At 67.3% G+C, this 24,702-nt stretch carries 27 protein-coding genes; 9 read left to right on the top strand and 18 right to left on the bottom strand.

The features are described from left to right. Positions 1 to 69: 69 nt before the first annotated feature. The 9 genes from lolD to RTX79_RS00275 form a co-directional block, all read right to left on the bottom strand. Positions 70 to 783: a lipoprotein-releasing ABC transporter ATP-binding protein LolD gene (gene lolD, locus RTX79_RS00315; RefSeq protein WP_057508140.1), complete on the bottom strand. Its 714-nt coding sequence runs from the start codon at positions 781 to 783 to the stop codon at positions 70 to 72. Then, complete coding sequence (locus RTX79_RS00310) at positions 776 to 2,017, bottom strand: lipoprotein-releasing ABC transporter permease subunit (protein WP_312680919.1); 1,242 nt, start codon at positions 2,015 to 2,017, stop codon at positions 776 to 778. The genes lolD and RTX79_RS00310 overlap by 8 nt, the downstream gene beginning before the upstream one ends. 35 nt (positions 2,018 to 2,052) lie before the next feature. Continuing rightward, positions 2,053 to 2,493, bottom strand: a complete 441-nt coding sequence (locus RTX79_RS00305; RefSeq protein ID WP_312680918.1) for a hypothetical protein — start codon at positions 2,491 to 2,493, stop codon at positions 2,053 to 2,055. Continuing rightward, positions 2,444 to 2,692 carry a succinate dehydrogenase assembly factor 2 gene (locus RTX79_RS00300; RefSeq protein WP_042614010.1) on the bottom strand — a complete coding sequence of 83 codons (249 nt, stop codon included), beginning with the start codon at positions 2,690 to 2,692 and terminating at the stop codon, positions 2,444 to 2,446. The genes RTX79_RS00305 and RTX79_RS00300 overlap by 50 nt, the downstream gene beginning before the upstream one ends. A gap of 70 nt (positions 2,693 to 2,762) precedes the next feature. Next, positions 2,763 to 3,548, bottom strand: coding sequence for a succinate dehydrogenase iron-sulfur subunit (locus RTX79_RS00295; RefSeq protein ID WP_057508143.1), 786 nt, complete (start codon positions 3,546 to 3,548; stop codon positions 2,763 to 2,765). Between the two features lie 69 nt (positions 3,549 to 3,617). Then, positions 3,618 to 5,408 (bottom strand): succinate dehydrogenase flavoprotein subunit, encoded by a 1,791-nt coding sequence (sdhA, locus tag RTX79_RS00290; protein ID WP_312680916.1) that lies wholly within the window; start codon positions 5,406 to 5,408, stop codon positions 3,618 to 3,620. Positions 5,409 to 5,439: 31 nt separating this feature from the next. Next, positions 5,440 to 5,826: a succinate dehydrogenase, hydrophobic membrane anchor protein gene (sdhD, locus tag RTX79_RS00285; RefSeq protein WP_057508145.1), complete on the bottom strand. Its 387-nt coding sequence runs from the start codon at positions 5,824 to 5,826 to the stop codon at positions 5,440 to 5,442. Beyond that, the gene (sdhC, locus tag RTX79_RS00280; RefSeq protein WP_057508146.1) at positions 5,823 to 6,218 is read right to left on the bottom strand and encodes a succinate dehydrogenase, cytochrome b556 subunit; all 396 of its coding nucleotides are present in this window, start codon (positions 6,216 to 6,218) and stop codon (positions 5,823 to 5,825) included. Before sdhC ends, sdhD begins: the two co-directional genes overlap by 4 nt. A 58-nt stretch (positions 6,219 to 6,276) precedes the next feature. Beyond that, on the bottom strand, positions 6,277 to 6,450 hold the full coding sequence (locus RTX79_RS00275; protein ID WP_083491974.1) for a DUF1674 domain-containing protein: 174 nt from the start codon (positions 6,448 to 6,450) through the stop codon (positions 6,277 to 6,279). A gap of 39 nt (positions 6,451 to 6,489) precedes the next feature. On the opposite strand from RTX79_RS00275, the gene RTX79_RS00270 reads away from it, so the two are divergent. Further along, entirely contained in the window at positions 6,490 to 7,362 is an 873-nt protein-coding gene (locus tag RTX79_RS00270) for a YgfZ/GcvT domain-containing protein (RefSeq protein ID WP_312680911.1), read from the top strand. A gap of 115 nt (positions 7,363 to 7,477) precedes the next feature. Here the strand turns inward: RTX79_RS00270 and RTX79_RS00265 are convergent, their stop codons facing one another. Beyond that, positions 7,478 to 8,566 (bottom strand): ABC transporter ATP-binding protein, encoded by a 1,089-nt coding sequence (locus RTX79_RS00265; RefSeq protein ID WP_057508148.1) that lies wholly within the window; start codon positions 8,564 to 8,566, stop codon positions 7,478 to 7,480. Positions 8,567 to 8,909: 343 nt separating this feature from the next. On the opposite strand from RTX79_RS00265, the gene zwf reads away from it, so the two are divergent. The 5 genes from zwf (at position 8,910) to eda (ending at position 14,886) form a co-directional block, all read left to right on the top strand. Beyond that, a complete protein-coding gene (gene zwf, locus RTX79_RS00260) occupies positions 8,910 to 10,346 on the top strand; it encodes a glucose-6-phosphate dehydrogenase (RefSeq protein ID WP_309686603.1) in 1,437 nt (478 codons plus the stop codon). Next, positions 10,343 to 11,350, top strand: coding sequence for a glucokinase (gene glk / locus RTX79_RS00255; RefSeq protein WP_057508150.1), 1,008 nt, complete (start codon positions 10,343 to 10,345; stop codon positions 11,348 to 11,350). Before zwf ends, glk begins: the two co-directional genes overlap by 4 nt. Next, positions 11,350 to 12,072 (top strand): 6-phosphogluconolactonase, encoded by a 723-nt coding sequence (gene pgl, locus RTX79_RS00250; protein ID WP_057508151.1) that lies wholly within the window; start codon positions 11,350 to 11,352, stop codon positions 12,070 to 12,072. Before glk ends, pgl begins: the two co-directional genes overlap by 1 nt. Positions 12,073 to 12,113: 41 nt before the next feature. Further along, positions 12,114 to 14,030 (top strand): phosphogluconate dehydratase, encoded by a 1,917-nt coding sequence (gene edd, locus RTX79_RS00245; RefSeq protein ID WP_057508152.1) that lies wholly within the window; start codon positions 12,114 to 12,116, stop codon positions 14,028 to 14,030. 196 nt (positions 14,031 to 14,226) lie between these two features. Beyond that, entirely contained in the window at positions 14,227 to 14,886 is a 660-nt protein-coding gene (gene eda, locus RTX79_RS00240; RefSeq protein WP_309686611.1) for a bifunctional 4-hydroxy-2-oxoglutarate aldolase/2-dehydro-3-deoxy-phosphogluconate aldolase, read from the top strand. Between the two features lie 95 nt (positions 14,887 to 14,981). Here eda and RTX79_RS00235 read toward each other — a convergent pair whose 3' ends face one another. The 3 genes from RTX79_RS00235 to ispG all read right to left on the bottom strand — a co-directional run bounded on the left by RTX79_RS00235 (position 14,982) and on the right by ispG (position 17,796). Then, positions 14,982 to 15,629, bottom strand: coding sequence for a response regulator (locus RTX79_RS00235; RefSeq protein ID WP_042614023.1), 648 nt, complete (start codon positions 15,627 to 15,629; stop codon positions 14,982 to 14,984). A 195-nt stretch (positions 15,630 to 15,824) separates the two neighbouring features. Next, positions 15,825 to 16,550: a phosphatase PAP2 family protein gene (locus RTX79_RS00230; RefSeq protein ID WP_057508154.1), complete on the bottom strand. Its 726-nt coding sequence runs from the start codon at positions 16,548 to 16,550 to the stop codon at positions 15,825 to 15,827. Then, positions 16,531 to 17,796, bottom strand: coding sequence for a flavodoxin-dependent (E)-4-hydroxy-3-methylbut-2-enyl-diphosphate synthase (gene ispG, locus RTX79_RS00225; protein WP_123699359.1), 1,266 nt, complete (start codon positions 17,794 to 17,796; stop codon positions 16,531 to 16,533). Before ispG ends, RTX79_RS00230 begins: the two co-directional genes overlap by 20 nt. A 113-nt stretch (positions 17,797 to 17,909) precedes the next feature. Here ispG and RTX79_RS00220 point away from each other — a divergent pair, with 113 nt between their 5' ends. Both RTX79_RS00220 and RTX79_RS00215 read left to right on the top strand, forming a co-directional pair. Beyond that, positions 17,910 to 19,139 carry an ATP-binding protein gene (locus tag RTX79_RS00220; protein ID WP_057508166.1) on the top strand — a complete coding sequence of 410 codons (1,230 nt, stop codon included), beginning with the start codon at positions 17,910 to 17,912 and terminating at the stop codon, positions 19,137 to 19,139. Then, complete coding sequence (locus RTX79_RS00215; RefSeq protein WP_057508156.1) at positions 19,136 to 19,717, top strand: response regulator transcription factor; 582 nt, start codon at positions 19,136 to 19,138, stop codon at positions 19,715 to 19,717. Before RTX79_RS00220 ends, RTX79_RS00215 begins: the two co-directional genes overlap by 4 nt. 77 nt (positions 19,718 to 19,794) lie before the next feature. Here the strand turns inward: RTX79_RS00215 and pgi are convergent, their stop codons facing one another. Both pgi and panD read right to left on the bottom strand, forming a co-directional pair. Then, positions 19,795 to 21,306, bottom strand: coding sequence for a glucose-6-phosphate isomerase (pgi, locus tag RTX79_RS00210; protein WP_057508157.1), 1,512 nt, complete (start codon positions 21,304 to 21,306; stop codon positions 19,795 to 19,797). Then, the gene (panD, locus tag RTX79_RS00205; protein ID WP_042614028.1) at positions 21,303 to 21,683 is read right to left on the bottom strand and encodes an aspartate 1-decarboxylase; all 381 of its coding nucleotides are present in this window, start codon (positions 21,681 to 21,683) and stop codon (positions 21,303 to 21,305) included. The genes pgi and panD overlap by 4 nt, the downstream gene beginning before the upstream one ends. Before the next feature lie 337 nt (positions 21,684 to 22,020). On the opposite strand from panD, the gene RTX79_RS00200 reads away from it, so the two are divergent. Next, complete coding sequence (locus RTX79_RS00200) at positions 22,021 to 22,452, top strand: hypothetical protein (RefSeq protein ID WP_312680888.1); 432 nt, start codon at positions 22,021 to 22,023, stop codon at positions 22,450 to 22,452. A gap of 74 nt (positions 22,453 to 22,526) precedes the next feature. On the opposite strand, the gene panC is transcribed toward RTX79_RS00200, so the two are convergent. The 3 genes from panC to folK are packed head-to-tail and all read right to left on the bottom strand — an operon-like array spanning position 22,527 to position 24,698. Then, on the bottom strand, positions 22,527 to 23,366 hold the full coding sequence (gene panC / locus RTX79_RS00195) for a pantoate--beta-alanine ligase (protein WP_312680886.1): 840 nt from the start codon (positions 23,364 to 23,366) through the stop codon (positions 22,527 to 22,529). Then, positions 23,363 to 24,178, bottom strand: a complete 816-nt coding sequence (panB, locus tag RTX79_RS00190; RefSeq protein ID WP_057508160.1) for a 3-methyl-2-oxobutanoate hydroxymethyltransferase — start codon at positions 24,176 to 24,178, stop codon at positions 23,363 to 23,365. The genes panC and panB overlap by 4 nt, the downstream gene beginning before the upstream one ends. Positions 24,179 to 24,209: 31 nt before the next feature. Beyond that, a complete protein-coding gene (folK, locus tag RTX79_RS00185; RefSeq protein WP_312680883.1) occupies positions 24,210 to 24,698 on the bottom strand; it encodes a 2-amino-4-hydroxy-6-hydroxymethyldihydropteridine diphosphokinase in 489 nt (162 codons plus the stop codon). Positions 24,699 to 24,702 lie beyond the last annotated feature (4 nt).

Here is a 24,702-nt window from a genome sequence, read left to right as displayed (position 1 = left end):
AGCGGCCGTCACGGCAAATGACGGTCGGCGGCCGTCAGCAGAAATGACGGCCAGCGGCCGTCACTACCCTCAGATCTCGGCGTGGGCCAGCGCGTGCAGCTTGCCTTCGCGCAGTTCCAGCACGCGGTCCAGCTTGCGCGCCAGGCTGCGGTCATGGGTGACCAGCACCAGCGAGGTATGCCGGGCGCGATTGAGTTCCAGCATCAGCTCGAACACGGTGCCGGCGGTGCGGTCATCCAGGTTGCCGGTGGGCTCGTCACCGAGCACGCAGGCCGGCTGGTTGACCAGCGCGCGCGCCACGGCCGCGCGTTGGCGCTCGCCACCCGACAGCTCACCGGGCTTGTGCTGCAGGCGATGACCAAGGCCCACCGACTCCAGCAGCTGCCGGGCGCGGTCATTGGCCGCCGCCACTTCGCCACCGCCCAGCAGCACCGGCATCATCACGTTTTCCAGCGCGGTAAACTCCGGCAGCAGGTGGTGGAACTGGTACACGAAGCCCAGCGCGCGATTGCGCAGCAGGCCACGGGCACCGTCGGACAGCGTGGACATCTGCTGACCGGTGACGAACACCTCGCCCGCACTCGGCGTGTCCAGCCCGCCCAGCAGGTGCAGCAGCGTGCTCTTGCCGGCACCGGAGGCGCCGATGATCGCCACGGTTTCGCCGGCGCTGACCTGCAGGTCCAGTCCATCGAACACCGGGGTATGCATCCGGCCTTCGGCGTAGGTCTTGCCCAGCGCCTGCGCGCGGATCACTTCCTGCCCGGGAGAGAAAACTTCATTCATAACGCAGCGCCTCCGCGGGCTGGGTGCGGGCGGCGCGCCACGCCGGGTACAGGGTGGCCAGGAAGCTCATCAGCAGCGCCACCACGGTGATCACCACGATATCGGCGGTCTGCATGTCGGTCGGCAGGCCGGTGATGTAGTACACGTCTTCCGGCAGCAGCTTGACGTTGAACACCGCCTCGATGGCGGCGAGGATCCGTTCCAGGTTGAGGGTCAGGGTGATGCCGCCGATCACGCCGGCGACGGTGCCGATGATGCCGATCAGCGAACCCTGCACCATGAACACCCCCATCACCCCGCGCGGGGTCAGCCCCAGCGTGCGCAGGATGGCGATGTCGGCCTGCTTGTCGGTCACCAGCATCACCTGCGAGGACACCAGGTTGAAGGCGCCCATCGCGATGATCAGCGACAGCAGGATGCCCATCACCACCTTCTCCATCCGCAGCGAGTGGTACAGGTTGGCGTTCTGCTGGGTCCAGTCGCTGACCCGGTAGGCACCGCCCAGGTGCTGGGCGAGGTCCACGCCGACGTCGAGCGCCTGGTCCATGTCATGCAGCTTCAGGCGCACGCCGGTGGCCCCGTCGATGCGCAGCACGCGCTCCAGGTCCTGCATGTTGGCGAAGGCCACGCCGCGGTCGATCTCGTTGTAGCCGGCTTCGAAGATGCCGCTGACGGTGAAGCGCTTCATGCGCGGGATCGCGCCCATCGGCGTGCCCTGCACTTCGGCCAGCGTCGCCACCACCTGGTCGCCGACATCCACGCCCAGCCAGGTCGCCAGCTCCTGGCCGAGGATGATGTTGTAGCTGCCCTGCGCAAGGCTGTCGAAGCGGCCCTTCTTCATCTTCTCGGCAACCACCGAGACCTTCGGCTCCATCGCCGGGTCCACGCCCTGCACCAGCGCGCCCTGCACGCGAGGACCGCTGATCATCGCCTGGATCTCGATGTACGGCGCGGCACCGGCCACGCGCGGATCCTTGTAGGCAACGTCCACGGCACGCTGCCAGTCGCTCATCGGCTCGCCATCGCGGCTGATGGTGGTATGCGCGGACATCTGCAGCAGGCGGTCGCGGATTTCCTTCTGGAAACCACTCATCACCGCCAGCGTGGTGATCAGCACGGTCACGCCCAGCGCGATGCCGAGGATCGATGCCATCGAAATGAAGGAGATGAAGCCGTTGCGGCGCTTGGCCCGCAGGTAGCGCAGGCCGATGGCCACGGGAATGGGTTTGAACATGCAGGTGCGCCAATGGATTCAGCGTATGGTGCCACCTACGGCGGCTTACGGGAAACCTGCCGTGCGCGGACGGCCAGACGCAGTTCACGTCGTTGGCCGGCCGACAGCACATCCGGCCAGAAAAGCAGCACGCCGCGCTCTTTCCCCGGGCCCTGCCAGCGCAGCTGCAGCCACGGGCCGCGTACGTGCAGCGCAGGGTCTTCCAGCTCCCGCCCATCCAGCAGCAGGGGGCGCGGCGCGTCCTGCAGCCACAGCACGCGACACGACGCGCCCAGCCGGCGCCACAGCAGCAGCGCCAGCACCAGCCAGCACAGCAGCACGGCCGGCGGCTGCAGGCGCGCAGGCAGCCCACTGGCGCCGATCAGCCAAGGTGCCGCCAGCAGCACCATCGCCTCCGCCGCGGCCTGCAGCCGCGACGGGCGCCATTCAAGCCTTGAGGGTGCGGATCCGGTCGAGCAAGGGGACGGCGTGTGCATGCGGGCAGGCCTCGTAACCCATGAACCACCGCCACAACTTATCGTCCTCGCAATCGAGCAGGAACAGGAAAACCTCCCGCTCTTCGGCCGGGGCCGTGGCCCATTCGCGGTCGAGGTAATGCTCGAACAGCTGGTCCAGCTCACGCATGCCGCGGCGGCAACGCCAGCGCAGCTTCTTCAAAAGGATCGCTTCGTCCATCGTCATTCCCGGATAACGCAACGCCGAGCAGGGCTCGGCGTCGCGGGGTACTACACGGCAACCGCACCACTCAGGCGCGGCGGGCCATCATCAGCTTCTTGATCTCGGCGATCGCCAGCGCCGGGTTCAGGCCCTTCGGGCAGGTCCGAGCGCAGTTCATGATGGTGTGGCAGCGGTACAGCTTGAACGGATCTTCCAGATCGTCCAGGCGCGCACCGGTGTCCTCATCACGCGAATCGATGATCCAGCGGTAGGCCTGCAGCAGGATCGCCGGGCCCAGGTAACGCTCACCGTTCCACCAGTAGCTCGGGCAGCTGGTGGAGCAGCACGCGCACAGGATGCACTCGTACAGGCCGTCCAGCTTGCGGCGGTCTTCCGGCGACTGCAGGCGTTCGCGGTCCGGCGGTGCCGGGGTCTGCGTGCGGATCCACGGCTTGATCGACGCGTACTGCGCGTAGAAGTGGGTCAGGTCCGGCACCAGGTCCTTGACCACGCTCATGTGCGGCAGCGGGTAGATCGGCACTTCCTTCTTGCCGCAGTCGGCGATGGCGCGGGTGCAGGCCAGCGTATTGGTGCCGTCGATGTTCATCGCGCACGAACCGCAGATGCCCTCGCGGCACGAACGACGGAAGGTCAGCGTCGGATCGATCTCGTTCTTGATCTTGATCAGCGCGTCCAGGACCATCGGGCCGCACGCATCCAGATCGATCTCGTACGTGTCGGTACGCGGGTTGCTGTCGTCGTCCGGACTCCAGCGGTAGACCTTGAAGGTACGCAGGTTCTTCGCACCGCTGGCGGCGGGGAAGTGCTTGCCCTTCGTGATCTTTGAATTCTTCGGCAGGGAAAACTCGGCCATGGCTGCTCTCGTTGGCTCAGGCGGCCCGCGCCGTCAAGGCGCGGATTGCATGGTAGGCGGGGGTCGCGATCAGTACACGCGCGGCTTCGGCGGCACCACGTCGACCTCGTCGGTCAGCGTGTACATGTGCACCGGACGGTAATCGAAGCTGCACTTGCCCTTGTCGTCGACCTTGACCAGCGTGTGCTTGTGCCAGTTGACGTCGTCGCGGTCCGGGAAGTCTTCGTGGGCATGCGCACCACGGCTTTCCTTGCGCTGCTCGGCCGAGTTGATCGTCGCCACTGCATTGAGCAGCAGGTTGTTCAGCTCGTAGGTTTCGATCAGGTCCGAGTTCCAGACCAGCGAGCGATCGCTGACCTTGACGTCCTGGAACGAATCGAAGATGCCGGCCATCTTCTCGCAGCCTTCCTTCAGCGTCTGGCTGGTGCGGAACACGGCCGCATCGGCCTGCATGGTCCGCTGCATGTTGTCGCGGATCACCGACGTCGGCGTATCGCCCTTGGCATAGCGCAGCTTGTCCAGCAGGCCCAGCGCCTTGTCGCAGGCATCGGCCGGCAGCGGCTTGTGCGCGGCGCCCGGCTTGATGGTTTCGGCGCAGCGGTTGGCCACCGCACGCCCGAACACCACCAGGTCCAGCAGCGAATTGGAGCCCAGGCGGTTGGCGCCGTGCACCGAAACGCAGGCCGCCTCGCCGATGGCGTACAGGCCCGGGATCACGGCATCGGGGTTGTCGCCATCGATGCGCACCACTTCACCATGGAAGTTGGTCGGGATGCCGCCCATGTTGTAGTGCACGGTCGGGATGACCGGAATCGGCTGCTTGTGCACGTCCACGCCGGCGAAGATGCGCGCGCTTTCGGCGATACCCGGCAGCTTGTCGTCGATCACGCCCGGGCCGAGGTGGGTCAGGTCGAGCAGGATGTGGTCCTTGTGCTCGCCGACGCCGCGGCCTTCGCGGATTTCCACGGTCATCGAACGTGCAACCACGTCGCGCGATGCCAGGTCCTTGTAATGCGGGGCGTAACGCTCCATGAAGCGCTCGCCGCTGCTGTTGCGCAGGATGCCGCCTTCGCCGCGCACGCCTTCGGTGATCAGGCAGCCCGCGCCGTAGATACCGGTCGGGTGGAACTGCACGAACTCCATGTCCTGCATCGCGATGCCCGCGCGCATGGCCAGGCCGCCGCCATCACCGGTGCAGGTGTGGGCGGAGGTGGCGCTGAAGTACGCACGGCCGTAGCCGCCGGTGGCCAGCACCACGCCCTGGGCGCGGAACAGGTGCAGCGAACCTTCGGCCATGTCGATGGCCAGCACGCCGCGGCAGGTACCGTCTTCGTCGAAGATCAGGTCCAGCGCGAAGTATTCGATCATGAAGCGCGCATCGTGCTTCAACGACTGCTGGTACAGCGTGTGCAGCATGGCGTGGCCGGTACGGTCGGCCGCCGCGCAGGTACGCTGCGCCGCCGGGCCTTCGCCGTACTTGGTGGTCATGCCGCCGAACGGGCGCTGGTAGATCTTGCCCTCTTCGGTACGGCTGAACGGCACGCCGTAGTGCTCCAGCTCGATGATCGCCGGGATCGCCTCGCGGCACATGTACTCGATGGCGTCCTGGTCACCCAGCCAATCCGAGCCCTTGATCGTGTCGTAGAAGTGGTAGCGCCAGTCGTCCTCGCCCATGTTGCCGAGCGCGGCGGAGATGCCACCCTGGGCAGCAACGGTGTGGGAACGGGTCGGGAAGACCTTGGTCAGGCACACGGTCTGCAGGCCCTTGGCGGCCAGTCCGAAGGTCGCGCGCAGGCCGGCACCGCCGGCGCCCACCACGACCATGTCGTACTTGTGTTCGGTGATCTTGTAAGCGGACATCTACTCTGTATTCCTGTCTTGGTGCCTGGGTTCAGGCCGCGCCGAGCGCGATGCGGACCACAGCAAACACACTGACGATGGCGCCGAGCACGGCAACGAACTTCACCGTGGTCTGCAGCGCGAGGGCCAGCAGCGAATTATGGATGTAGTCTTCCAGCACGATCTGCAGGCCAAGCTGGGCGTGCCAGAACATGGCGACCAGGAAGCCCACCACCAGCACCGCATTCCACGGCTTGGCGATGGCCGCCGTGGCGGTCACGTAATCGGCGCCGAGCAGGCTCAGCACGAACACCAGGAACCAGATCGACAGCACCACCAGCGCGGTGGCGGTCAGGCGCTGGTGCACGAAGTGCTCGGTGCCGGTCTTGGCAGCGCCGAGGCCACGCACGTTCTTCAACGGGGTGCGGTAACGGTTCATGCGGCACCTCCGGAAACCAGCACGTAGGCCCAGACCAGGGCGGTGATGACCAGCGATGCGAACACCGACAGCCAGCTGCTGCGCACGAAGGCCGGGATGCTGAAGCCAATCGCGAAGTCCTGCACGATATGGCGCAGGCCATTGCACAGGTGGTACGCGAAGGCCCAGGTCCAGGCAAACAGGAACAGCTTGCCGTACCAGGCCCCAGCGTGGTCGGTGAAGCAGGTCCAGGAGGCGGGGCCCATCATCAGGGCGAGCAGGCCGCCGGCGATGATCAAGGCTCCAACAGACAGAAAGATGCCCGTGGCTCGATGCAGGATCGAGGTGGCCATCTGGATCTGCCAGCGATACACCTGGAGGTGCGGGGAAAGGGGGCGTTCTCGGGTCGCCATTCGCTGGGCTCGTTGTCTCGGCTGGGCGGCACAACTGCCGCGTTGGCTCAATGCTGGATCAGAAATCGATGCAGCGTCCGTTTTTCTCCCAATCACCGTACCGCACCGGATCAAGTCCGCCGCGGCCACCGTATTCCTTCTGCTCAGCAGGCGTGCCTTCAGGCGCGGGCGCCTTCGGATCCAGCGGGGCTTCAGATTCGGTGTCGGGAGTGGGGGTTGTTTGGCCTATCATCAGGATTCTCGCAACGCACAAATTCTAGACCTCGTTCACGTGCCTGACAACCTTTCCCCCGAATTAGTTCCATATGCCCTGCTGGAAGACCGCCAGTTGGTGTCCCTTTCCGGACCCGATGCGGTGGTGTTCGCGCAGGCCCAGTTCTCCAGTGATGTGGCCGCGCTGAGCGATTCGCATTGGCAGTGGAGTGCGTGGTTGACAGCCAAAGGCCGCACGATCGGCGTGTTTCAGCTCATCCGCCTGGATTCGGAAGCATTGTTGCTGGTGTTCGCAGACGGCGACGCAGATGAGATTGCTTCGCAGTTGCAGCGTTTCGTGTTCCGTCGCAAGGTCAAGATCAGCCGTCGCGACGATCTGCAGGTGCGGGGCGCATTTGCCGCACCGCAGGCCGCCCTGGGCGCAACCGTGAGCGGTTCGCTGGACGACATGCTGGAGCTGGACCTCGGCGGTGCGGAGCTGCCGCGGGCGATGCGCATCACCGCCGCTTCTGCCGGCGATGCCGCAACACAGAGCGAAGCCGCCTTCACCGCGGCGTGGCGCCAGGCCGACCTGCGGCTGGGCCTGCCCCGCCTGGTGCCGGGCCAGCGTGAACACTGGACCCCACAGCAGCTGGGGCTGGATCGACTGAACGGCTACAGCGTCCGCAAGGGCTGCTACCCCGGCCAGGAAATCGTGGCGCGCACGCATTTCCTGGGCAAGGCCAAACGGGCATTGCAGCTGCTGCAGCTGTCTGCCGTCGCCGAACCGGGTGCCAGCGTGGAGCAGGATGGCAGCGTGCTCGGCAGTATCGCCAGCGTGGCCGGCGAGCTGGCACTGGCGGTGTTGCCGCTGGAAACCAGTGATGCAGCGCTCAGCGTGGGCGGTCAGCCTGCGCAGCGCTTGCCGCTGCAGGACGGCCTGGCAAGGTAGTGACGACCGTTGGTCGTCACCGGGGTTGCTGACGGCCAGCGGCCGTCGCTACCGGGTGTTCCTTGATGACGGCCAGCGGCCGTCGCTACCGGGCCGGCGGCCGTCGCTACCGGGATCAGGCGTTGAGGCGTTCGCCGGTTTCTGCATCGAAGAAGTGCAGTGCGTTGGGCTGCACGGCCAGTTTCAGGGTCTCGCCCACCGCCGGCAGCGCGCGTGGCGCCACGCGCATGGTCAGCGCATGCTGGCCGCTGACCAGGTTGACGAAGATTTCGTTGCCCACCGGCTCGATGCCTTCGATGCGTGCCTCGAAGGTCCATTCGGCACCAGCGTCGGCCGGCTGCAGGTGCTCCGGGCGCACGCCCACCGCGATCGGCTTGTCCAGCCAGCGCGGATCGATGGTGGCGTGGCCCAGCGGCGCCTTCCAGTCGCCATCGCTCACCACCACGCCGGACGCGCTGGCCTGCAGCGTGCCACGCAGCACGTTCATCGCCGGGCTGCCGAGGAAGCCGGCGACAAACAGATTGGCCGGACGGTCGTACAGCTCCATCGGCGTGTCGATCTGCTGGATCACGCCGTCCTTCAACACCACGATGCGCTGGCCGAGCGTCATCGCCTCTACCTGGTCGTGGGTGACGTAGATCATCGTGGTACCCAGCTTGCGGTGCAGCTGGGCGATTTCGGTACGCACGCTGTGGCGCAGCTTGGCGTCCAGGTTGGACAGCGGCTCATCCAGCAGGAACACCGCCGGCTCGCGCACCAGCGCACGGCCCAGCGCCACGCGCTGGCGCTGGCCACCGGACATCGCCTTGGGCAGCTTGTCCATCATGTCGGTCAGGCCCAGCGTCTGCGCCGCTTCGCTGATGCGCTTGTCGATGGTGGCCTTGTCGTGGCCGCGCAGCTTCAGGCCGAAGGCCAGGTTCTCGGCCACGGTCATGTGCGGGTACAGCGCGTAGCTCTGGAACACCATGGCGATGTCACGGTCTTTCGGTGCCACGTCGTTGACCACGCGCTCGCCGATGGTCAGCGTGCCGCCACTGATCTCTTCCAGGCCGGCGATCATCCGCAGCAGGGTCGACTTGCCGCAGCCCGACGGCCCCACCAATACCATCAGCTCGCCATCGGCGACCTCGAAGGTAGCGTCCTTCACCGCGACCTGGCCGTTGTCGTAGACCTTGCGCACACCCTGCAACTGCACTTTTGCCATATCACTCTTCCAGTCCGCCCGTCGCCGGGGCTGTTGCACGTGGACTGCCTTCGGCCCTCCCGATGGCAGTGTTTTTGCCTCAGTGCCGCATGACGGCGCCAATGCAATCGAATACAGTTGCACATTCTGCCATGTAAACGTTTTCACGTGGCAGTATCCCTAGGTCGAAACGCATCATCTGCGTCACGATGTACGGACAGTACCCCGCCCGCCCGTGGCTGGTCGTACCGGCAGAAGCCGGATGGCCCGCTGCAGCAGGCGGACAACGCAGTAAAAAAACCTTCCCCGGAACCCAGCCAGGCAGCGATTGACAACGATGTCACCCGGATCTGAAACTCGAGCGATGCACGATACCCTCTTCCTGTTCGGCGCCACTGGCGATCTGGCCCAGCGCTATCTCTTCCCGTCCCTGCTGCGCCTGCTTGGCGATGGCCTGTTGCCGGAAGACTTCAAGGTCCGCGCCCTGGCGCTCTCACCGCATGACACCGAGGCCTTCCGGGACATCCTGCGTCCTCGCCTGCAGCAGGCGATGCCGCTGGCCACCGCCGAAGACATCGCCTCGCTGCTGCAGCGTATCGACTACCGTTCGGTGGACCTGCGCAACGCCGATTCGGTGGCCGAAGCGGTGTCCGACCTGGTCGACCGCCGCTGCGTCAGCTACCTGGCCATTCCGCCGGGCCTGTACATCTCCACCTGCGAAGGCCTGGCCAAGGGCGGCGCCCTGGCGGCACCGCACCGGCTGATGCTGGAAAAGCCGATCGGCAGCGACAGCGAAAGTGCCGAACAGATCATCAGCACCATCGGCCAGTGGATCGACGAAGACCGCGTGTTCCGCCTGGACCACTACCTGGGCAAGGCGGCGGTGCAGAACCTGATCGCACTGCGCTTCGGCAACACCCTGCTGGAAGCGGTATGGAACCGCAACTACATCGAATCGGTGCACATCCTGGTGTCCGAGAGCGAAGGCGTGGACGGGCGCGATGCCTACTACGCACGCTCCGGCGCGCTGCGTGACATGGTGCAGAGCCATATCCTGCAGCTGCTGTGCCTGGTGGCGATGGAGCCGCCGGCATCGCTGGAAGCCGACCGCATCCGCGATGAAAAGGTCAAGGTGCTGCGCTCGCTGCGTCCGCTGGATGCCAAGCACGCCGCGCGTGACAGCGTGCGTGGCCGCTACACCGCCGGCACCATCAACGGCCAGCCCGCCCAGGCCTACCAGCCGCCGGAAGGCAGCGACGTGGAAACCTTCGCCGGGGTCACCGCGCATATCGACAACTGGCGCTGGAGCGGAGTGCCGTTCCACCTGGTCACCGGCAAGCGCCTGCCCGAGCGCACCAGCCGCGTGGTGGTGACGCTCAAGCCGGTCACCCACTGGCTGTTCGAACGTCCGCACCGTGGCCAGGCCACGCCGAACCGGCTGGTGTTCCAGCTGCAGCCGCAGGAAAACATCGAACTGGGCCTGATGAGCAGCCTGGCCGGCCCGGAATGGGGCGCGCTGGAACTGCAGCCGCTGGAACTGGAACTGTCCGTGCCGACCGGCCTGCACCGCCGCATCGCCTACGAACGCCTGTTCCTGGATGCATTCAACGGCAACCATGCCCTGTTCGTGCGCGATGACGAAGTGCGTGCGGCCTGGCAGTGGATCGACAGCGTGGCCGATGCCTGGAAGAACGCCGACCTGCCGCTGCAGCCCTACCCCGCCGGATCGTGGGGCCCGGACGCCGCAGCCGGCTTCCTGCCCGGCGACGTCGATGGCAACACGGTCGGGGACAAGGCATGACGGGGCTGGCTCAGCCGATCCTGGTCGCCGACATCGGCGGTACCAACGCGCGTTTCGCGCTGGCGGACACCGCCGACAGCAGCCCGCTGCTGGAAGACAGCATCCGCGAATTCCCGGTGGTGGACTTCCCTTCGCTCGGTGATGCCGCGCGCCACTACCTGCAGGAAGTGGATGCCGAAGCCAGCCGCGGCGTGTTCGCGGTGGCCGGCCGCGTGGACGGCGACGAGGCCCGCATCACCAACCACCCGTGGGTGATTTCGCGCAGCCGCACCGCCGCCATGCTCGGTTTTTCCGAGCTGCACCTGATCAACGATTTCGCTGCCCAGGCCATGGCCATTTCGCTGCTGCAGCCCAAGGACGTGGTGCAGATCGGCGGGGCCAGCTGGAGCCCGCGACGCAGCGGTGCGCCGGCCAACTACGGTGTCATCGGCCCGGGCACCGGGCTTGGCGTCGGCGGCCTGGTGATCCGCCACGACCGCTGCTTCCCGCTGGAAACCGAAGGCGGCCATGTCAGCTTCCCGCCGGGCACGCCGGAAGAGATCCGCATCCTGGAAATCCTCTCCGAAACGTTCGGCCGCGTCTCCAACGAACGCCTGATCTGCGGCCCCGGCCTGGTCAACATCCATCGCGCCGTGTGCGAGATGGCCGGCTTCGATCCCGGCCACCTGAAACCGGCCGACGTCACCGCACGCGCCGGCGCGGGTGATCCGCAGGCGATGCGCGCGGTGGACCTGTTCTGCGCCATCTTCGGTGCGATCGCCGGCGACCTGGTGCTGATCCAGGGCGCATGGGACGGCGTGTTCCTGACCGGCGGACTGGTGCCGCGCATGCTGGAATCGCTGCAGCACTCCGGTTTCCGCCAACGCTTCGAACACAAGGGGCGTTTCTCTTCGATCATGGGCCGGGTTCCGTCCCTGGCGGTGATCCATCCCAATCCCGGCCTGCTGGGCGCGGCGGCGTACGCCGTCGATGCCGAGTGCGCCGTTGCCGGAGCTGCTGCCTGATGCCCACTGCGTTCTCTTCCGACCGCGTCGAATTCATCGCCCACCGCGAGGCCGATGGCTGGATCGAAGCGGTCGCCGCCGACATGGCGAAGATCCTCAATGCCGACATCGCCGAACACGGCCGTGCGCGCATGCTGCTGTCCGGCGGCACCACGCCGGCACCGGTGTACCAGGCACTGGCCGAACTGGACGTGCATTGGGACCGGGTGGAAGTAAGCCTGGCCGATGAGCGCTGGCTGTCGCCGCAGGATCGCGACAGCAACGCGCACCTGGTCCGCGAAAGCTTCCTGCAGCGCGCCGAAGGGGCGCATTTCGATCCGCTGGTACGCATCGGCAAGCCGTTGCCGGAGTGCGTCTACACCGCCAACCTGCAGGCCCAGTACAGCCTGCCACCGAGCGTGGTGGCGCTGGGCATGGGCAATGACGGGCATACCTGCTCGCTGTTCCCGGGTTCGCGCGACCTGCAGCGCGCCCTGGAAAGCACCCTGCCCTATGCCGCACTGGATGCGACCGGTTGCCCCGGTTCGAACCAGTGGCCGCTGCGCATCACGCTGACCCCGCACGGCCTGCGCGCCTGCCGCCAGCGCCTGCTGCTGCTGCGCGGCAAGCAGAAACTGGAAGTTTTGCAGCACGCGCTGGACAGCAACGATGTCCAGCAGTATCCGATCCTCGCCGCCATCGACCAGCCCGGCCCGCGCCTGCGCGTGCACTGGGCCGACTGATCCGACGTTCCCTCTCGCCACCTCTTCCACGCTGGTAGCCAATGAGTCTGCATCCGCAACTGCACGCCATCACCGAGCGCATCGTGCGCCGCAGCGCCGCTTCGCGCGCTGCTTACCTGGCCGGCATCGACGCCGCCCTGCGCGATGGCCCGTTCCGCAGCCGCCTGAGCTGCGGCAATCTTGCCCACGGCTTCGCCGCCTGCGGTGGCACCGACAAGAAACGCCTGCGTGGCGGGGTGACGCCGAACCTCGGCATCATCACCTCCTACAACGACATGTTGTCGGCGCACCAGCCGTTCGAGACCTATCCCGAGCAGATCCGTGAGATCGCCCGCGAATGGGGCGCGACCGCGCAGGTGGCCGGTGGCGTGCCGGCGATGTGCGACGGCGTGACCCAGGGCCGCGGTGGCATGGAACTGTCGCTGTTCTCGCGCGATGTCATTGCCCAGTCCACCGCCATCGGGCTCAGCCACGACATGTTCGATGCGGCGATCTACCTCGGCGTGTGCGACAAGATCGTGCCGGGCCTGCTGATCGGCGCGCTGGCCTTCGGCCACCTGCCCTCGGTGTTCGTGCCGGCCGGCCCGATGACACCGGGCATTCCGAACAAGCAGAAGGCCGAAGTGCGCGAGCGCTATGCCGCCGGCGAAGCTACCCGCGAGGAACTGCTGGAAGCCGAAGCGGCGTCCTACCACGGCGCCGGTACCTGCACGTTCTACGGCACGGCCAACTCCAACCAGGTGCTGCTGGAAGCGATGGGGGTGCAGCTGCCGGGCGCCTCGTTCGTCAACCCGGAACAGACCCTGCGCGGTGCGCTGACCCGCGAAGCCACCGTGCGTGCGCTGGAAATGACCGCGCTGGGCGATGATTACCGTCCGATCGGGCGGATCATCGACGAGCGCGCGATCGTCAACGCGATCGTCGCGCTGATGGCCACCGGCGGCTCGACCAACCACACCATCCACTGGATCGCAGTGGCCCGTGCGGCCGGCATCGTGGTGACCTGGGACGACATGGACCAGCTGTCCCAGTTGATCCCGCTGCTGACCCGCGTGTACCCCAACGGCGAGGCCGACGTGAACCGCTTCGCCGCCGCAGGCGGTCCGGCCTTCGTGTTCGGCGAGCTGATCCGCGCCGGCCTGATGCACGGCGACATCGTCACCGTCGCACGCGGCGGCATGGCCGACTACGCGCGCGAACCGCGCCTGCAGGACGGCCAGGTCACCTGGGTGGACGGCATCATCCGCAGTGCCGATGAAGACGTCGCCCGCGGCGTGGACAATCCGTTCGAAAGCCAGGGCGGCCTGCGCCTGCTGCGCGGCAACCTGGGCCGTTCGCTGATCAAGCTGTCGGCGGTCAAGCCGCAGTACCGCAGCATCGAGGCGCCGGCGGTGGTGGTCGATGCGCCGCAGGTGCTGAACAAGCTGCATGCCGCTGGCCTGTTGCCGCAGGACTTCGTGGCCGTGGTGCGCTACCAGGGCCCGCGTGCCAACGGCATGCCGGAACTGCATTCGCTGGCGCCGTTGCTGGGCCTGCTGCAGAACCAGGGCCGGCGCGTGGCGCTGGTGACCGATGGCCGCCTGTCCGGCGCGTCGGGCAAGATTCCCGCGGCGATCCACATGACGCCGGAAGCCGCGCGCGGCGGCCCGCTGGGCAAGCTGCGCGAGGGCGACATCATCCGCCTGGATGGCGAGGCCGGCACGCTGGAGGTGCTGGTCGACGAGGCCGAATGGGCGGCACGCACGCATGCGCCGAACACCGCGCCGGCGGCCAATGACCTGGGACGCAATCTGTTCGCGGTCAACCGCCTGGTGGTGGGGCCGGCCGACCAGGGCGCGATCTCGATTTCGTGCGGGCCGGCGGCGGCCGACGGCAGTGCGTGGGATTACGATGCGGAGTATGAGCTGGGGCATGATGCCGCGGCGGCGGATGCGCCGCATGAGGCGAAGGACGCCTGAGCCGCTTTGTACGGCGCTCATTCCTGGCTGAGGCTGCGGGAGGCCTCGACCAGGACACGCCGCAAGTACATCCATGTAGGCTCGCACTCGCGCATCCATGCGCGAGAGCGGTCCCGGCCGAGGCCTCCCGCAGCCTCCGGACAAATCCCTGGCGCGTTGTGCGCAGCAGACGGAAAATAAAAAGGAAAAGCAGGGCATGAGCATTCAGCAGCATCAGGTGCGGGCGGCGGAATTGTTGACGGCGGCCGGCATTCTGCCGGTGGTGACGGTGCATACGCTGGATCAGGCGCGGGCGGTCAGTGCGGCGCTGCTGGAAGGCGGGTTGCCGGCCATCGAGCTGACCCTGCGCACGCCGGTGGCGATGGACGCGCTGGCGATGTTGAAGCGCGAGCTGCCCGGCGTGGTGGTCGGTGCCGGCACGGTGCTGACGGTGGAGCAGATGCAGCAGTCGATCGATGCCGGTGCGGATTTCCTGGTTACCCCGGGGACGCCGTCGCACATGGCCGATGCACTGGCCGCTGCGCCGCTGCCGGTGGTGCCTGGCGCGGCGTCGCCGACCGAACTGCTGGCGCTGTACGCGCGCGGCTTTCGGGTGTGCAAGCTGTTCCCGGCCACGGCGGTAGGTGGACTGGCGATGATCAAGGGCCTGGCCGGGCCGGTGCCGGACCTGAAGCTGTGCCCGACCGGTGGCATCACCGAAGACAGTGCCGCGGAGTATCTGGAGCAGAAGAACGTGGTCTGCATCGGCGGTTCGTGGATGGTGCCGGGCAACTGGATCGCCGACGGCGCATGGGACAAGGTGCGCGATGCCGCCGCCGGTGCGGCGAAGATCGTGGCGCGCATCCGCGGCCGCTGATGCGCTAGCGCCGGGGTCATTGCCCGGCGAAGGGTAGCGCCGAGCCATGCTCGGCGGGGAGAAGCGTGACGACCAACGGTCGTCACCCACCCCGATTACATCGGTCGTGCCGGGTCCACCAGGCCGTACTGGCTGGCCATGCGGGCCAGCGCGATGTTGTCGTGGATGCCCATCTTCTCGAACAGGCGCGCCTTGTGCGTGTTGATGGTCTTGGCGCTCAGGCTGAGCCGGCGCGCGATGTCTTCCTGGCGCAGCCCTTGGGTCAGCAGCAGGGCCACTTCCAGTTCGCGCGGTGACAGGCTGTCGAACGGCGAGGCGCTGCCTTCCACCGTGGACAGGGCAAGGTTCTGCGCGATGTTGCTGCCCAGGTAACGCCGCCCCAGCGACGCATCACGGACCGCGCGAAGCAGTTCCTGTGCGTTGCAGCCTTTGCTGATGTAGCCCGATGCACCGGCTTCCAGCAGGCGCTTGGGCATCGGCCCGTCTTCCAGCACCGACACGATGACGACCCGGGTGGCCTCCTGGCCGCGCACGATCCGTTCGGTCACTTCCAGCCCGCTGACGCCCGGCAGGTGGAGATCGCACAGCACCACGTCCGGCTTCAGTTGCCGGATCTCGCGCAGCGCATCTTCGCCGCACTCCGCCTCGCCGATGACCTCCATATCGGTTTCGCCGGACAGGATCATCTTCATGCCGGTGCGGACCAGCGCGTGGTCATCCACCAGATAGACACGAATCGTCATGCATCTTCCCCTTTCACTACCGCTTCCGACTTCCACGGTAGGTACCGGGAAGAGGTCCCACAAGCGCAATACCCGACAGCAGGTTCCGAATTGCGGCCGGAATCACACTGCCCCGGCTCCGGCGTTCGAAGGTCCGCCATGAATCCACGTTCTCGATCAATATAGCCTACTAACGGCCCGATCTTTATGATTCATTCACGCCACCGGAACATCTGCACCCCGGCGCCATGGCCGGTGCTGGCGGAACATCACCAGATAGCAGCCGACCACCCAGACCAGCGCGGCGCACCAGCCGGCCAGGATGTCGGACGGGTAATGCACGCCCAGGTAGACCCGGGACACGCTCACCAGCACGGCGAACACCGGGGCAGCCACGGCCACCGGCCAGCGCCATCGGGTATTCCAGGCCAGCAGCACGGCAACGCAGGCGAAGGTCATCGACCCCATCGCATGGCCACTGGGGAAGCTGTAGGTCGCTTCGGGCGCGATCGACTCCCACAGGCTGGGCCGGTCACGCTGGAAGAACTGCTTGCTGCTCATGTTCAGCAGCGCCGATCCGACGAAGCCGACGGCGGCGAAGCTCGCCTCGCGCCAGCGCCTGGCCCACAACAGGGCCGCCACGATCACCACGTCGGCGGGGATCAGGAACCACTCGTAACCCAGCCGGGTGATGACCACCACGACCTGATCCAGCACCGGACCATGCCAGCCGTGCATCCGCCACAGCAGCGGTGCATCGAAGTGGAACGCCTCGAATTCATGCACCTCATCGGCCAGCGCGACGAACACCGCCAAAGGCAGCAGCACGCCGGCAAACAGCAGCACGAAGCGCCACGCGTTGCGCGACATCCAATGGCGGACGCCTGCCGCCTCTTCCCCGGGACCGGCCAGCATCCCGGGCTTATCCGGCGTTTCGGACATAGTTCTGTTCGACGTAGTCGTCGATCAGCTTGACGAAATCCTGGGCGATGTTCTCACCGCGCAGGGTGATCTTCTTCTCACCATCGACGAACACCGGCGCGGCCGGTGCTTCACCGGTACCCGGCAGGGAAATGCCGATGTTGGCGTGGCGCGATTCGCCCGGCCCGTTGACGATGCAGCCCATCACGGCCAGCGTCATGTTCTCCGCCCCCGGATGCTCGATCTTCCACAGCGGCATGCGTTCACGCACGTGGTTCTGCACCACCTTGGCCAGCTCCTGGAAGAACTCGGACGTGGTGCGGCCGCAGCCCGGGCAGGCCGTGACCAGCGGGGTGAAGGCACGCTGCCCGGTGGTCTGCAGCAGCTCCTGGGCGACGATCACTTCCTGGGTCCGCGACTGGCCCGGTTCGGGCGTCAGCGAAATCCGGATGGTGTCACCGATGCCTTCCTGCATCAGCACCGCCAGCGCCGCCGCCGAAGCCACGATGCCCTTGCTGCCGATGCCGGCTTCGGTCAGGCCCAGGTGCAGGGCGAAATCCGAGCGCTGGGCAAGATCGCGGTACACCGCGATCAGCTCCTGCACGCCACTGACCTTCGCCGACAGCACGATGCGGTCGCGTGGCAGGCCGAGTTCGACCGCGGTTTCGGCAGAATCCAGCGCCGACCGAATCAATGCCTCGCGCAGGACGCGGCCGGCATCCCAGGGCTGCTCGCGCTGGGTGTTCTCGTCCATCAGCCTGGCCGCCAGCGACTGGTCCAGCGAGCCCCAGTTGGCCCCGATGCGCACCGGCTTGTCGTAGCGGATCGCGAACTCGATCAGCTGCGCGAACTGCAGGTCCTTCTTCTTGCCGAAGCCGACGTTGCCGGGATTGATGCGGTACTTGGCCAGCGCTTCGGCACAGGCCGGCTCGGCGCTCAGCAGCTGGTGGCCGTTGTAATGGAAGTCACCGATCAGCGGCACCTCGATGCCCATCATCGCCAGCTTGTCGACGATGCGCGGAATGGCCGCGGCGGATTCAGGATTGTTGACCGTCAGCCGCACCATTTCCGAACCGGCGCGCCACAGCTCGGCCACCTGCTTTACGCTGGAGGCCACGTCGGCGGTATCGGTGTTGGTCATCGACTGCACCACCACCGGCTTGCCACCGCCCACCACCACGCCGCCGATGCGGACAGGCTGGGTCAGTCGGCGCGGCCAGGAAGTGGGCTCGGCGGGCGGGGTCGGTCGGGAGACGGCGTCATGCATCGCAATATTCTAGCGCTGCTGCAGGACCGTCGGGTGACTCCCATTCAGCCGCGGTGGCATCTGCGGCCGATTGTCGCAGGCGGTGCACGCAGGCAACGCATACGATGACAGCCATGACTTCCCCTGACGCCCCCTTCCTGCAGACCCTGTGCAGCCTGCGCTGGCTGGCCACCGCCGGCCAGGCGGCCACGATCCTGGTCGCCACCTGGGTGCTTGGCCTGCCGCTGCCGCAGGTTCCGCTGTGGGCCGGCGTGGCCGTGCTGGCGCTGTTCAACACCTACGCCCAGCTGCGCGTACACGGCACCGATACCGCCCCGGTGACCGCGTTCGGGCACATCCTGGTGGATGTGACCGTGCTGACCTGGATGGTCGGCTGGAGCGGCGGCATCACCAATCCGTTCGGCTCGCTGTTCCTGATCCTGATCGCGCTGGCTGCGCTCGCCCTGCCGGCGCGCTGGACGCTGGCGGTGGCTGCTGCCTGCCTGATCGGCTACTGCGTCAGTGCAGCGTTCGGCCTGCCGCTGCCGGCGGGCGGCTACTTCGCTCCGGATGTCCTGCAGCAGTGGGGCGTGGTGGCGAATTTCCTGATCTCGGTGACGGTGGTGCTGGCCTTTTCCACCCGGCTGGCGATCGCCCTGCGCCAGCGCGAACACGAACTGTCGCTGCTGCGCGAGCGCTTCGCGCGCAACGAAGGCATCGTCGCGCTGGCTACCCATGCGGCGTCGGTCGCGCACGAACTCAATACGCCCCTGGCGACGATGACCCTGCTGGCCGACGACATCGCCGAACAGAACCAGAGCACCGACGTGCGCGAGGACGTGGAAACCTTGCGCGAGCTGCTGGTGCAGTGCCGTGAACGGGTGCTGGCGCTGGCCGCCCCGGCCTCCCCGGATGCCCCTGGCCGCGGACCGTCCACCGCCCTGCAGGTGCTGGAACAATGGCGACTGGTGCGCCCGACCATCACCCTGAGCCGCAATCCGGATGCGCCGCTGACCCGGCCGCTGGATGCCGGCGTCGGCCACCTGCTGATGGTGCTGTTGAACAATGCCGCCGAAGCCGGCGAGCAGGTCGGGCGTGCGGAAGTGGAGCTGTCGCTGCGCATCGAGGGCGACGATCTGGTCGGCGAGGTGCGCGACTTCGGTCCCGGCTTCGATACGCGCAAGGCGGTGCTGCCCGGCACCTTGTTCAGCTCCAGCAAGAGCGAGGGCATGGGTGTTGGACTGGCCCTGTCCCACGCCACCATTGAACGACTGCACGGTGAAATGTGGATGCGTCCGGCGCAGGGCGCCGGCAGCCGCGTCGGCTTCCGCATCCCCCTGGTCCCCCGCGAGGAAACCCCATGAATACGCCCTTCCCCACCCCGGCCTCGCTGCACGGTGATGGCCTGCTGGTCGATGATGACGAGCTGTACCTGCGCACCCTGCAGCGCAGCCTGGCGCGCAAGGGGCTGGAAACGCGCACGGCGCAGGACTCGGCCAGCGCGCTGCTGCTGGCACGCCAGCAGCCGCCGGCGTTCGCCCTGATCGACCTGAAGCTCGGCAGTGAGTCCGGACTGGCGCTGATCCAGCCGCTGCGCGCGCTGCGCGCGGACATGCGCATCCTGCTGGTGACCGGCTATGCCAGCATCGCCACCGCGGTGGAGGCGATCAAGCTGGGCGCGGATGATTACCTGCCCAAGCCGGCCACGGTGCCGATGATCCTGCGCGCCTTGGGCGAAGAAGATGATGGTCCCGACGACGACGGCGAGCTGGAGCTGCCCGATGCGATGACGCCGATCAGCCGGCTGCAGTGGGAGCACATCCAGCAGGCGATGCATGAAACCGGTGGCAACGTGTCGGCCGCCGCGCGGCTGCTGGGCATGCACCGGCGCTCGCTGCAGCGCAAGCTGGCCAAACGGCCGAGCCCGGAACCTTCGCGCTGAACGATGCTGGCGCCTGGCGATGCCAGGTGGGCGGCGTGCCCGGGCAGGAGGTGACGGCCAGCGGCCGTCACTACCCGTTACTTCAGCAGGCCGAGCACTTCCAGGGTCAGTGGATCGGTGATGTCCACCGCCTCGCCCTGCAGCGCCGGCAGCAGCTGGCCGGCGAGCTGCTTGCCCAGCTCCACGCCGAACTGGTCGAAGGCGTTGATGTTCCAGATCACCGACTGCACGTACACCGCGTGTTCGTACATCGCGATCAGCGCACCCAGCGCCTGCGGGGTCAGCGCATCGAGCAGAATCAACGTGCTCGGCCGGCCGCCCGGATAATCACGGTGCGGATCATCGCTGGACTGGCCGTTGGCCAGGGCTTCGGTCTGCGCCAGCAGGTTGGCCAGCAACGCCTGGTGGTTGACGGTGTACGGATCGTCACTGCGCACGCAGCCGATGAAATCGGCCGGGATCACGCTGGTGCCCTGGTGCAGCGCCTGGAAGAAGCTGTGCTGCACATCGGTGCCCGCCCCGCCCCACCACACCGGCACGGTATCGCTGGAAACCGGCTGGCCATCGCGCTGCACGCGCTTGCCCAGGCTTTCCATCACCAGCTGCTGCAGGTAGGCCGGCAGCAGCGCCAGGCGCTGGTCATAGGTCATCACCGCGTGCGTGGCATGGCCCAGCACGTTGCGGTTCCAGATATCGGTCAGCGCGTGCAGCACCGGCAGGTTGCGCTCCAGCGGCGCATCCAGTGCGTGCGCGTCCATCTGCGAGGCGCCTTCCAGCAGGGCTTCGAAGCGCTCGAATCCGATCGCCAGTGCGATCGGGAAACCGACCGCCGACCACAGCGAATAGCGACCGCCGACCCAGTCCCACATCGGCAGCACGCGGCTGGAGGCGATGTCGAAGGCCTTGGCGGCGCGCTCCGGGTTGGCGCTGACCGCATACAGGCGTTCGCTGCCACCCAGCCAGTCATGCAGGATCTGCCCGTTGAGCAGCGTTTCCTGGGTACCGAAGGTCTTGGAAATCAGGATGCCGGCGGTACGCGCCGGGTCCAGCGTGGCCAGCGTGCGCTGCATGGCGGCACCATCCACGTTGGACACGAAATGCACGCGCAGGCGGCTGCCGTCCACCGGACGCAGGGCGTCGGCAACCAGCCGCGGACCGAGGTCCGAACCGCCGATGCCCACGCTCACCACGTCGGTGACACCGCTGTTTTCCAGCGCGCGCACCTGTTCGCCCATCCGCTGGCGGACCTCGCGCGCGGTAGCGAAGGCGTCGGCAGCCACCGGCGCATCGACCACATCACCGCGCAGCGCGGTATGCAGCGCGGCACGGCCTTCGGTCAGGTTGACCTGCTCGCCGCGGAACAGGCGCGCGATGGCACCGCCGACGTCACGGTCAGCGGCCAGCGACAGCAACGCCTGCAGGGCGGCGGCATCGTATTTCTGCCGCGCGAAGTTGACGTACAACGGACCGACCCGCAGTGCCAGATCCTTTACCCGGCCGGGTTCGGCCGCGAGCAGGTCGGGGATGCGCGCGCCACGCAGGCGCTGGGCATGGGAGTGAAGCGTGTCGAGTCCGTTGTTCGTTGTCATGCGGCCTGGGTCGGGATGCTGTCGTTGGTATGGGAGATCTGGTTGTTGCCGTCCACATATACCAGCTTCGGCCGGAAGCTGTCTGCTTCCTGCTCGCTCATGGTGGCGAAGGCGGCGATGATGATGATGTCGCCGACCTGCACATGACGGGCGGCGCCGCCGTTGAGCGAGACCACGCCGCTGCCCGCTTCGGCACGGATGGCATACGTGCTGAACCGGGCGCCGTTGGTGACGTCCCAGATGTGCACCTGCTCGAACTCACGGATGCCCGTGGCCGCCAGCAGGTTGTCGTCGATCGCGATCGACCCTTCGTAGTTCAGCTCCGAATGGGTGACGGTCGCGCGGTGGATCTTGGTCTTCAGCAGGGACAGGTGCATGGCACAGGCAACGCGGTAAAGGAAAGCCGGGATTCTACCACCTGGGACGTTGGCGACAGGGCCACCCGGCGCCGGTCAGGCAGCGGTTCAGGTCCGGCCGCCTGAACCCGTCAGCGGCGCAGCGGCGCCCGGCGCGAAACGCACGATTCCCGCAAGCGCGCCGTGCCTGCATCTGCTGGACTACGCTTCTCAACCCGGAGTCCACATGCCTTCCACCGCCGCCGCCACCCTCAGCCGTGCCCCTGATTTCGACGCGCTGGTCAAGCGCTTTTCCGGGCCTACCTGAATCGGCGAGCCACCTGCCAGAGCGCGACGCCCGCGATCGCGTTCGGTAACCGTGCGCAACCAGGAAGATCGCCCCGCCCTGCCCCGCGCGCGCAGCACAGAGCCGGATGCGCGGACGGGTGGGTACCGCGAGCTGTTCCCCGCCACCGGCATCTACGACGCGCACCCGATGCTGCGCAGGATCGCCAACCTGGAAGCACGCCTGACGCGGGCGGCGTGGGCCGAAGCCGAACAAGCAGACAAGGCCATGTCGGTGGCCAGTGGCTTCCGCTACCGCGCGTGCGCTGCGGCCCCCGTTGCGGCGGCCAGCCGCGGGCAGGCCGGCCTGCCACGCGCACCGACCCCGCTCGATCTGCAATCAGACAGGGCGATGGAGATCGCGGTGTGGATCCATCAGGCGCGGATCGCGTGCGGGCAGCCGGTCTACCCGGACAGAACCTGGTATCGCGAGGGCCTGGTCCGGCGCGCGCTGGAACAGCTGTGAAAAAGGGGTAGCGTCCTTGTCGCTTGGCGAAAAGGACGCTACCCCCTCAGGGCGCTGTCACGCAACCCGGCGCGTCAGAACTCGAGGTTGTCGATCAGCCGGGTGCTGCCCAGACGCGCGGCGATCAGCGCCACGCGCGGCCCGCCTTCATGCGGCGGCTCGATCAGGTCCGGCGTACGCAGCGCCGCGTAGTCCACCTGGAAGCCCGCGGCCTGCAGGGCAGCGGCCGCATCGGCTTCGATGCGCTCACGCGACAGCCCGGTGATGTAGCCTTCGCGCATGCCCTGCAGCACCCGATGGATCGTCGTCGATGCCGGGCGCTGCACCGCATCCAGGTACTGGTTGCGCGAACTCATCGCCAGGCCGTCGTCTTCGCGCACGATGTCGCCGCCGACGATCTGGATCGGGAACGCCAGGTCGGCCACCATCTGCCGGATCACCGCCAGCTGCTGGTAGTCCTTCTTGCCGAACGCCGCCACGTCGGGCTGCACCTGATTGAACAGGCGCGACACCACCGTGCAGACACCGTCGAAGTGACCGGGGCGATGCGCCCCTTCCAGCAGCCCGCTGATCCCGGGCACGCTGACATTGGCCGCCAGCTCCACGCCAAATGGGTACATCGACTCCACCGTCGGCAGCCACAGCACGTCGCAGCCAGCCGCTTCCAGGCCACTGGTATCGGCCTCCGGCGTGCGCGGGTAACGGGTGAAGTCTTCGTTCGGCCCGAACTGGGTCGGGTTGACGAACACGCTGGACACCACGCGATCAGCGTACTGCCGCGCCAGCGCGACCAGGGAATAGTGGCCTGCGTGCAGGTTGCCCATGGTCGGCACCAGCGCCACGCGCAGGCCTTCGCGCTTCCAGCCGCTGACGATCGCGCGCAGCTGGGAAAGTTCGGTAACGGTCTGGATCATGAGGCGTAGGCGTGCTCGGCATCGGGGAAGGTGCCGTTGCGCACGGCATCGGCGTAAGCGCGGGTGGCACCGGCCACCGAACCACCTTCGGCAAGGAAATCCTTGACGAACTTGGGCCGGCGATGGCCACTGTCCAGGCCCAGCATGTCATGCATCACCAGCACCTGGCCGTCGCATTGCGGACCGGCGCCGATGCCGATGGTCGGCACCGCAACGGCGGCGGTGACCTCGGCGGCCACCGGCGTGGGCAGGCATTCGAGCACCATCATGCTGGCACCGGCGGCGACCACGGCCTTGGCATCTTCGACCAGCTGGCGGGCGGCATCGCCGCGACCCTGCACGCGATAGCCACCCAGGCGCAGCACCGACTGCGGGGTCAGCCCCAGGTGCGAGCACACCGGGATTTCGCGCTCCACCAGGTGGCGGATGATGTCCAGCTTGAAGCCGGCGCCTTCGATCTTGACCATCTCCGCGCCCGCCTGCAGCAACTGCAGCGACGCATCGAAGGCACGTTCCGGGGTGGCGTCGGCGCCGAACGGCAGGTCGGCGATCAGCAGCGCGCGCTGCAGCACGCGGGCCACCACGCCAGTGTGGTAGACCATGTCGGCCACGGTCACCGGCAGGGTCGAATCGTGCCCCTGCACCACCATGCCCAGCGAGTCGCCGATCAGGATCAGGTCGACCCCGTTGGCATCGAAGGTACGGGCGAAACCGGCGTCGTAGGCGGTCAACATGACCAGCTTCTGGCCATTGCGCTTGGCCTCGGCCAGCGCCGGGACGGTCCAGGGTTTGCTGTCTGCGTGGGTGCTCATCAGGAAATAACCGGGGGTGATAACCGCCCCATTATCCCCTTATCGGCGCGATCCCGCTGGTCGGCACCTGCATCACTGCATCCCGCACGCGGCCGTGCCCGGGAATCAGCAGGTCCGGCTCCACTTCGGCCAGTGGCACCAGCACGAAGGCGCGCTGGTGCAGGTACGGATGCGGGACCTGCAGGCGCGGCAGGTCGATCACCTGGTCGCCGTACAGCAGCAGGTCCAGGTCGAGCAGGCGCGGGCCCCAGTGCACGGCCGGATCACGCACCCGACCGAAGCCGGTTTCCAGCGCCAGCAGGGCGTCGAGCAAGGCCAGCGGCGGCAGGCCGGTCTGGACGCAGGCCACCGCATTGACGAACGGTGGCTGGTCCTCATTGCCCCAGGCCGGGCTGGCGTACAGCAGCGAGGCGCGGGTCAGTTCAGTATCGGCCAGGCCGTCCAGCGCCTCGATCGCCGCACTGACCGTACTGGCGGCGTCACCGAGGTTGGCGCCCAGGCCGATCCATGCCCTGACCACGCCG

Origin of the sequence: Stenotrophomonas chelatiphaga (assembly GCF_032054965.1) — a bacterium.
Lineage (GTDB): Bacteria > Pseudomonadota > Gammaproteobacteria > Xanthomonadales > Xanthomonadaceae > Stenotrophomonas > Stenotrophomonas chelatiphaga.
Note: the sequence above shows the minus strand (reverse complement) of the source record. Positions and strands in the feature narration are given on the sequence as shown.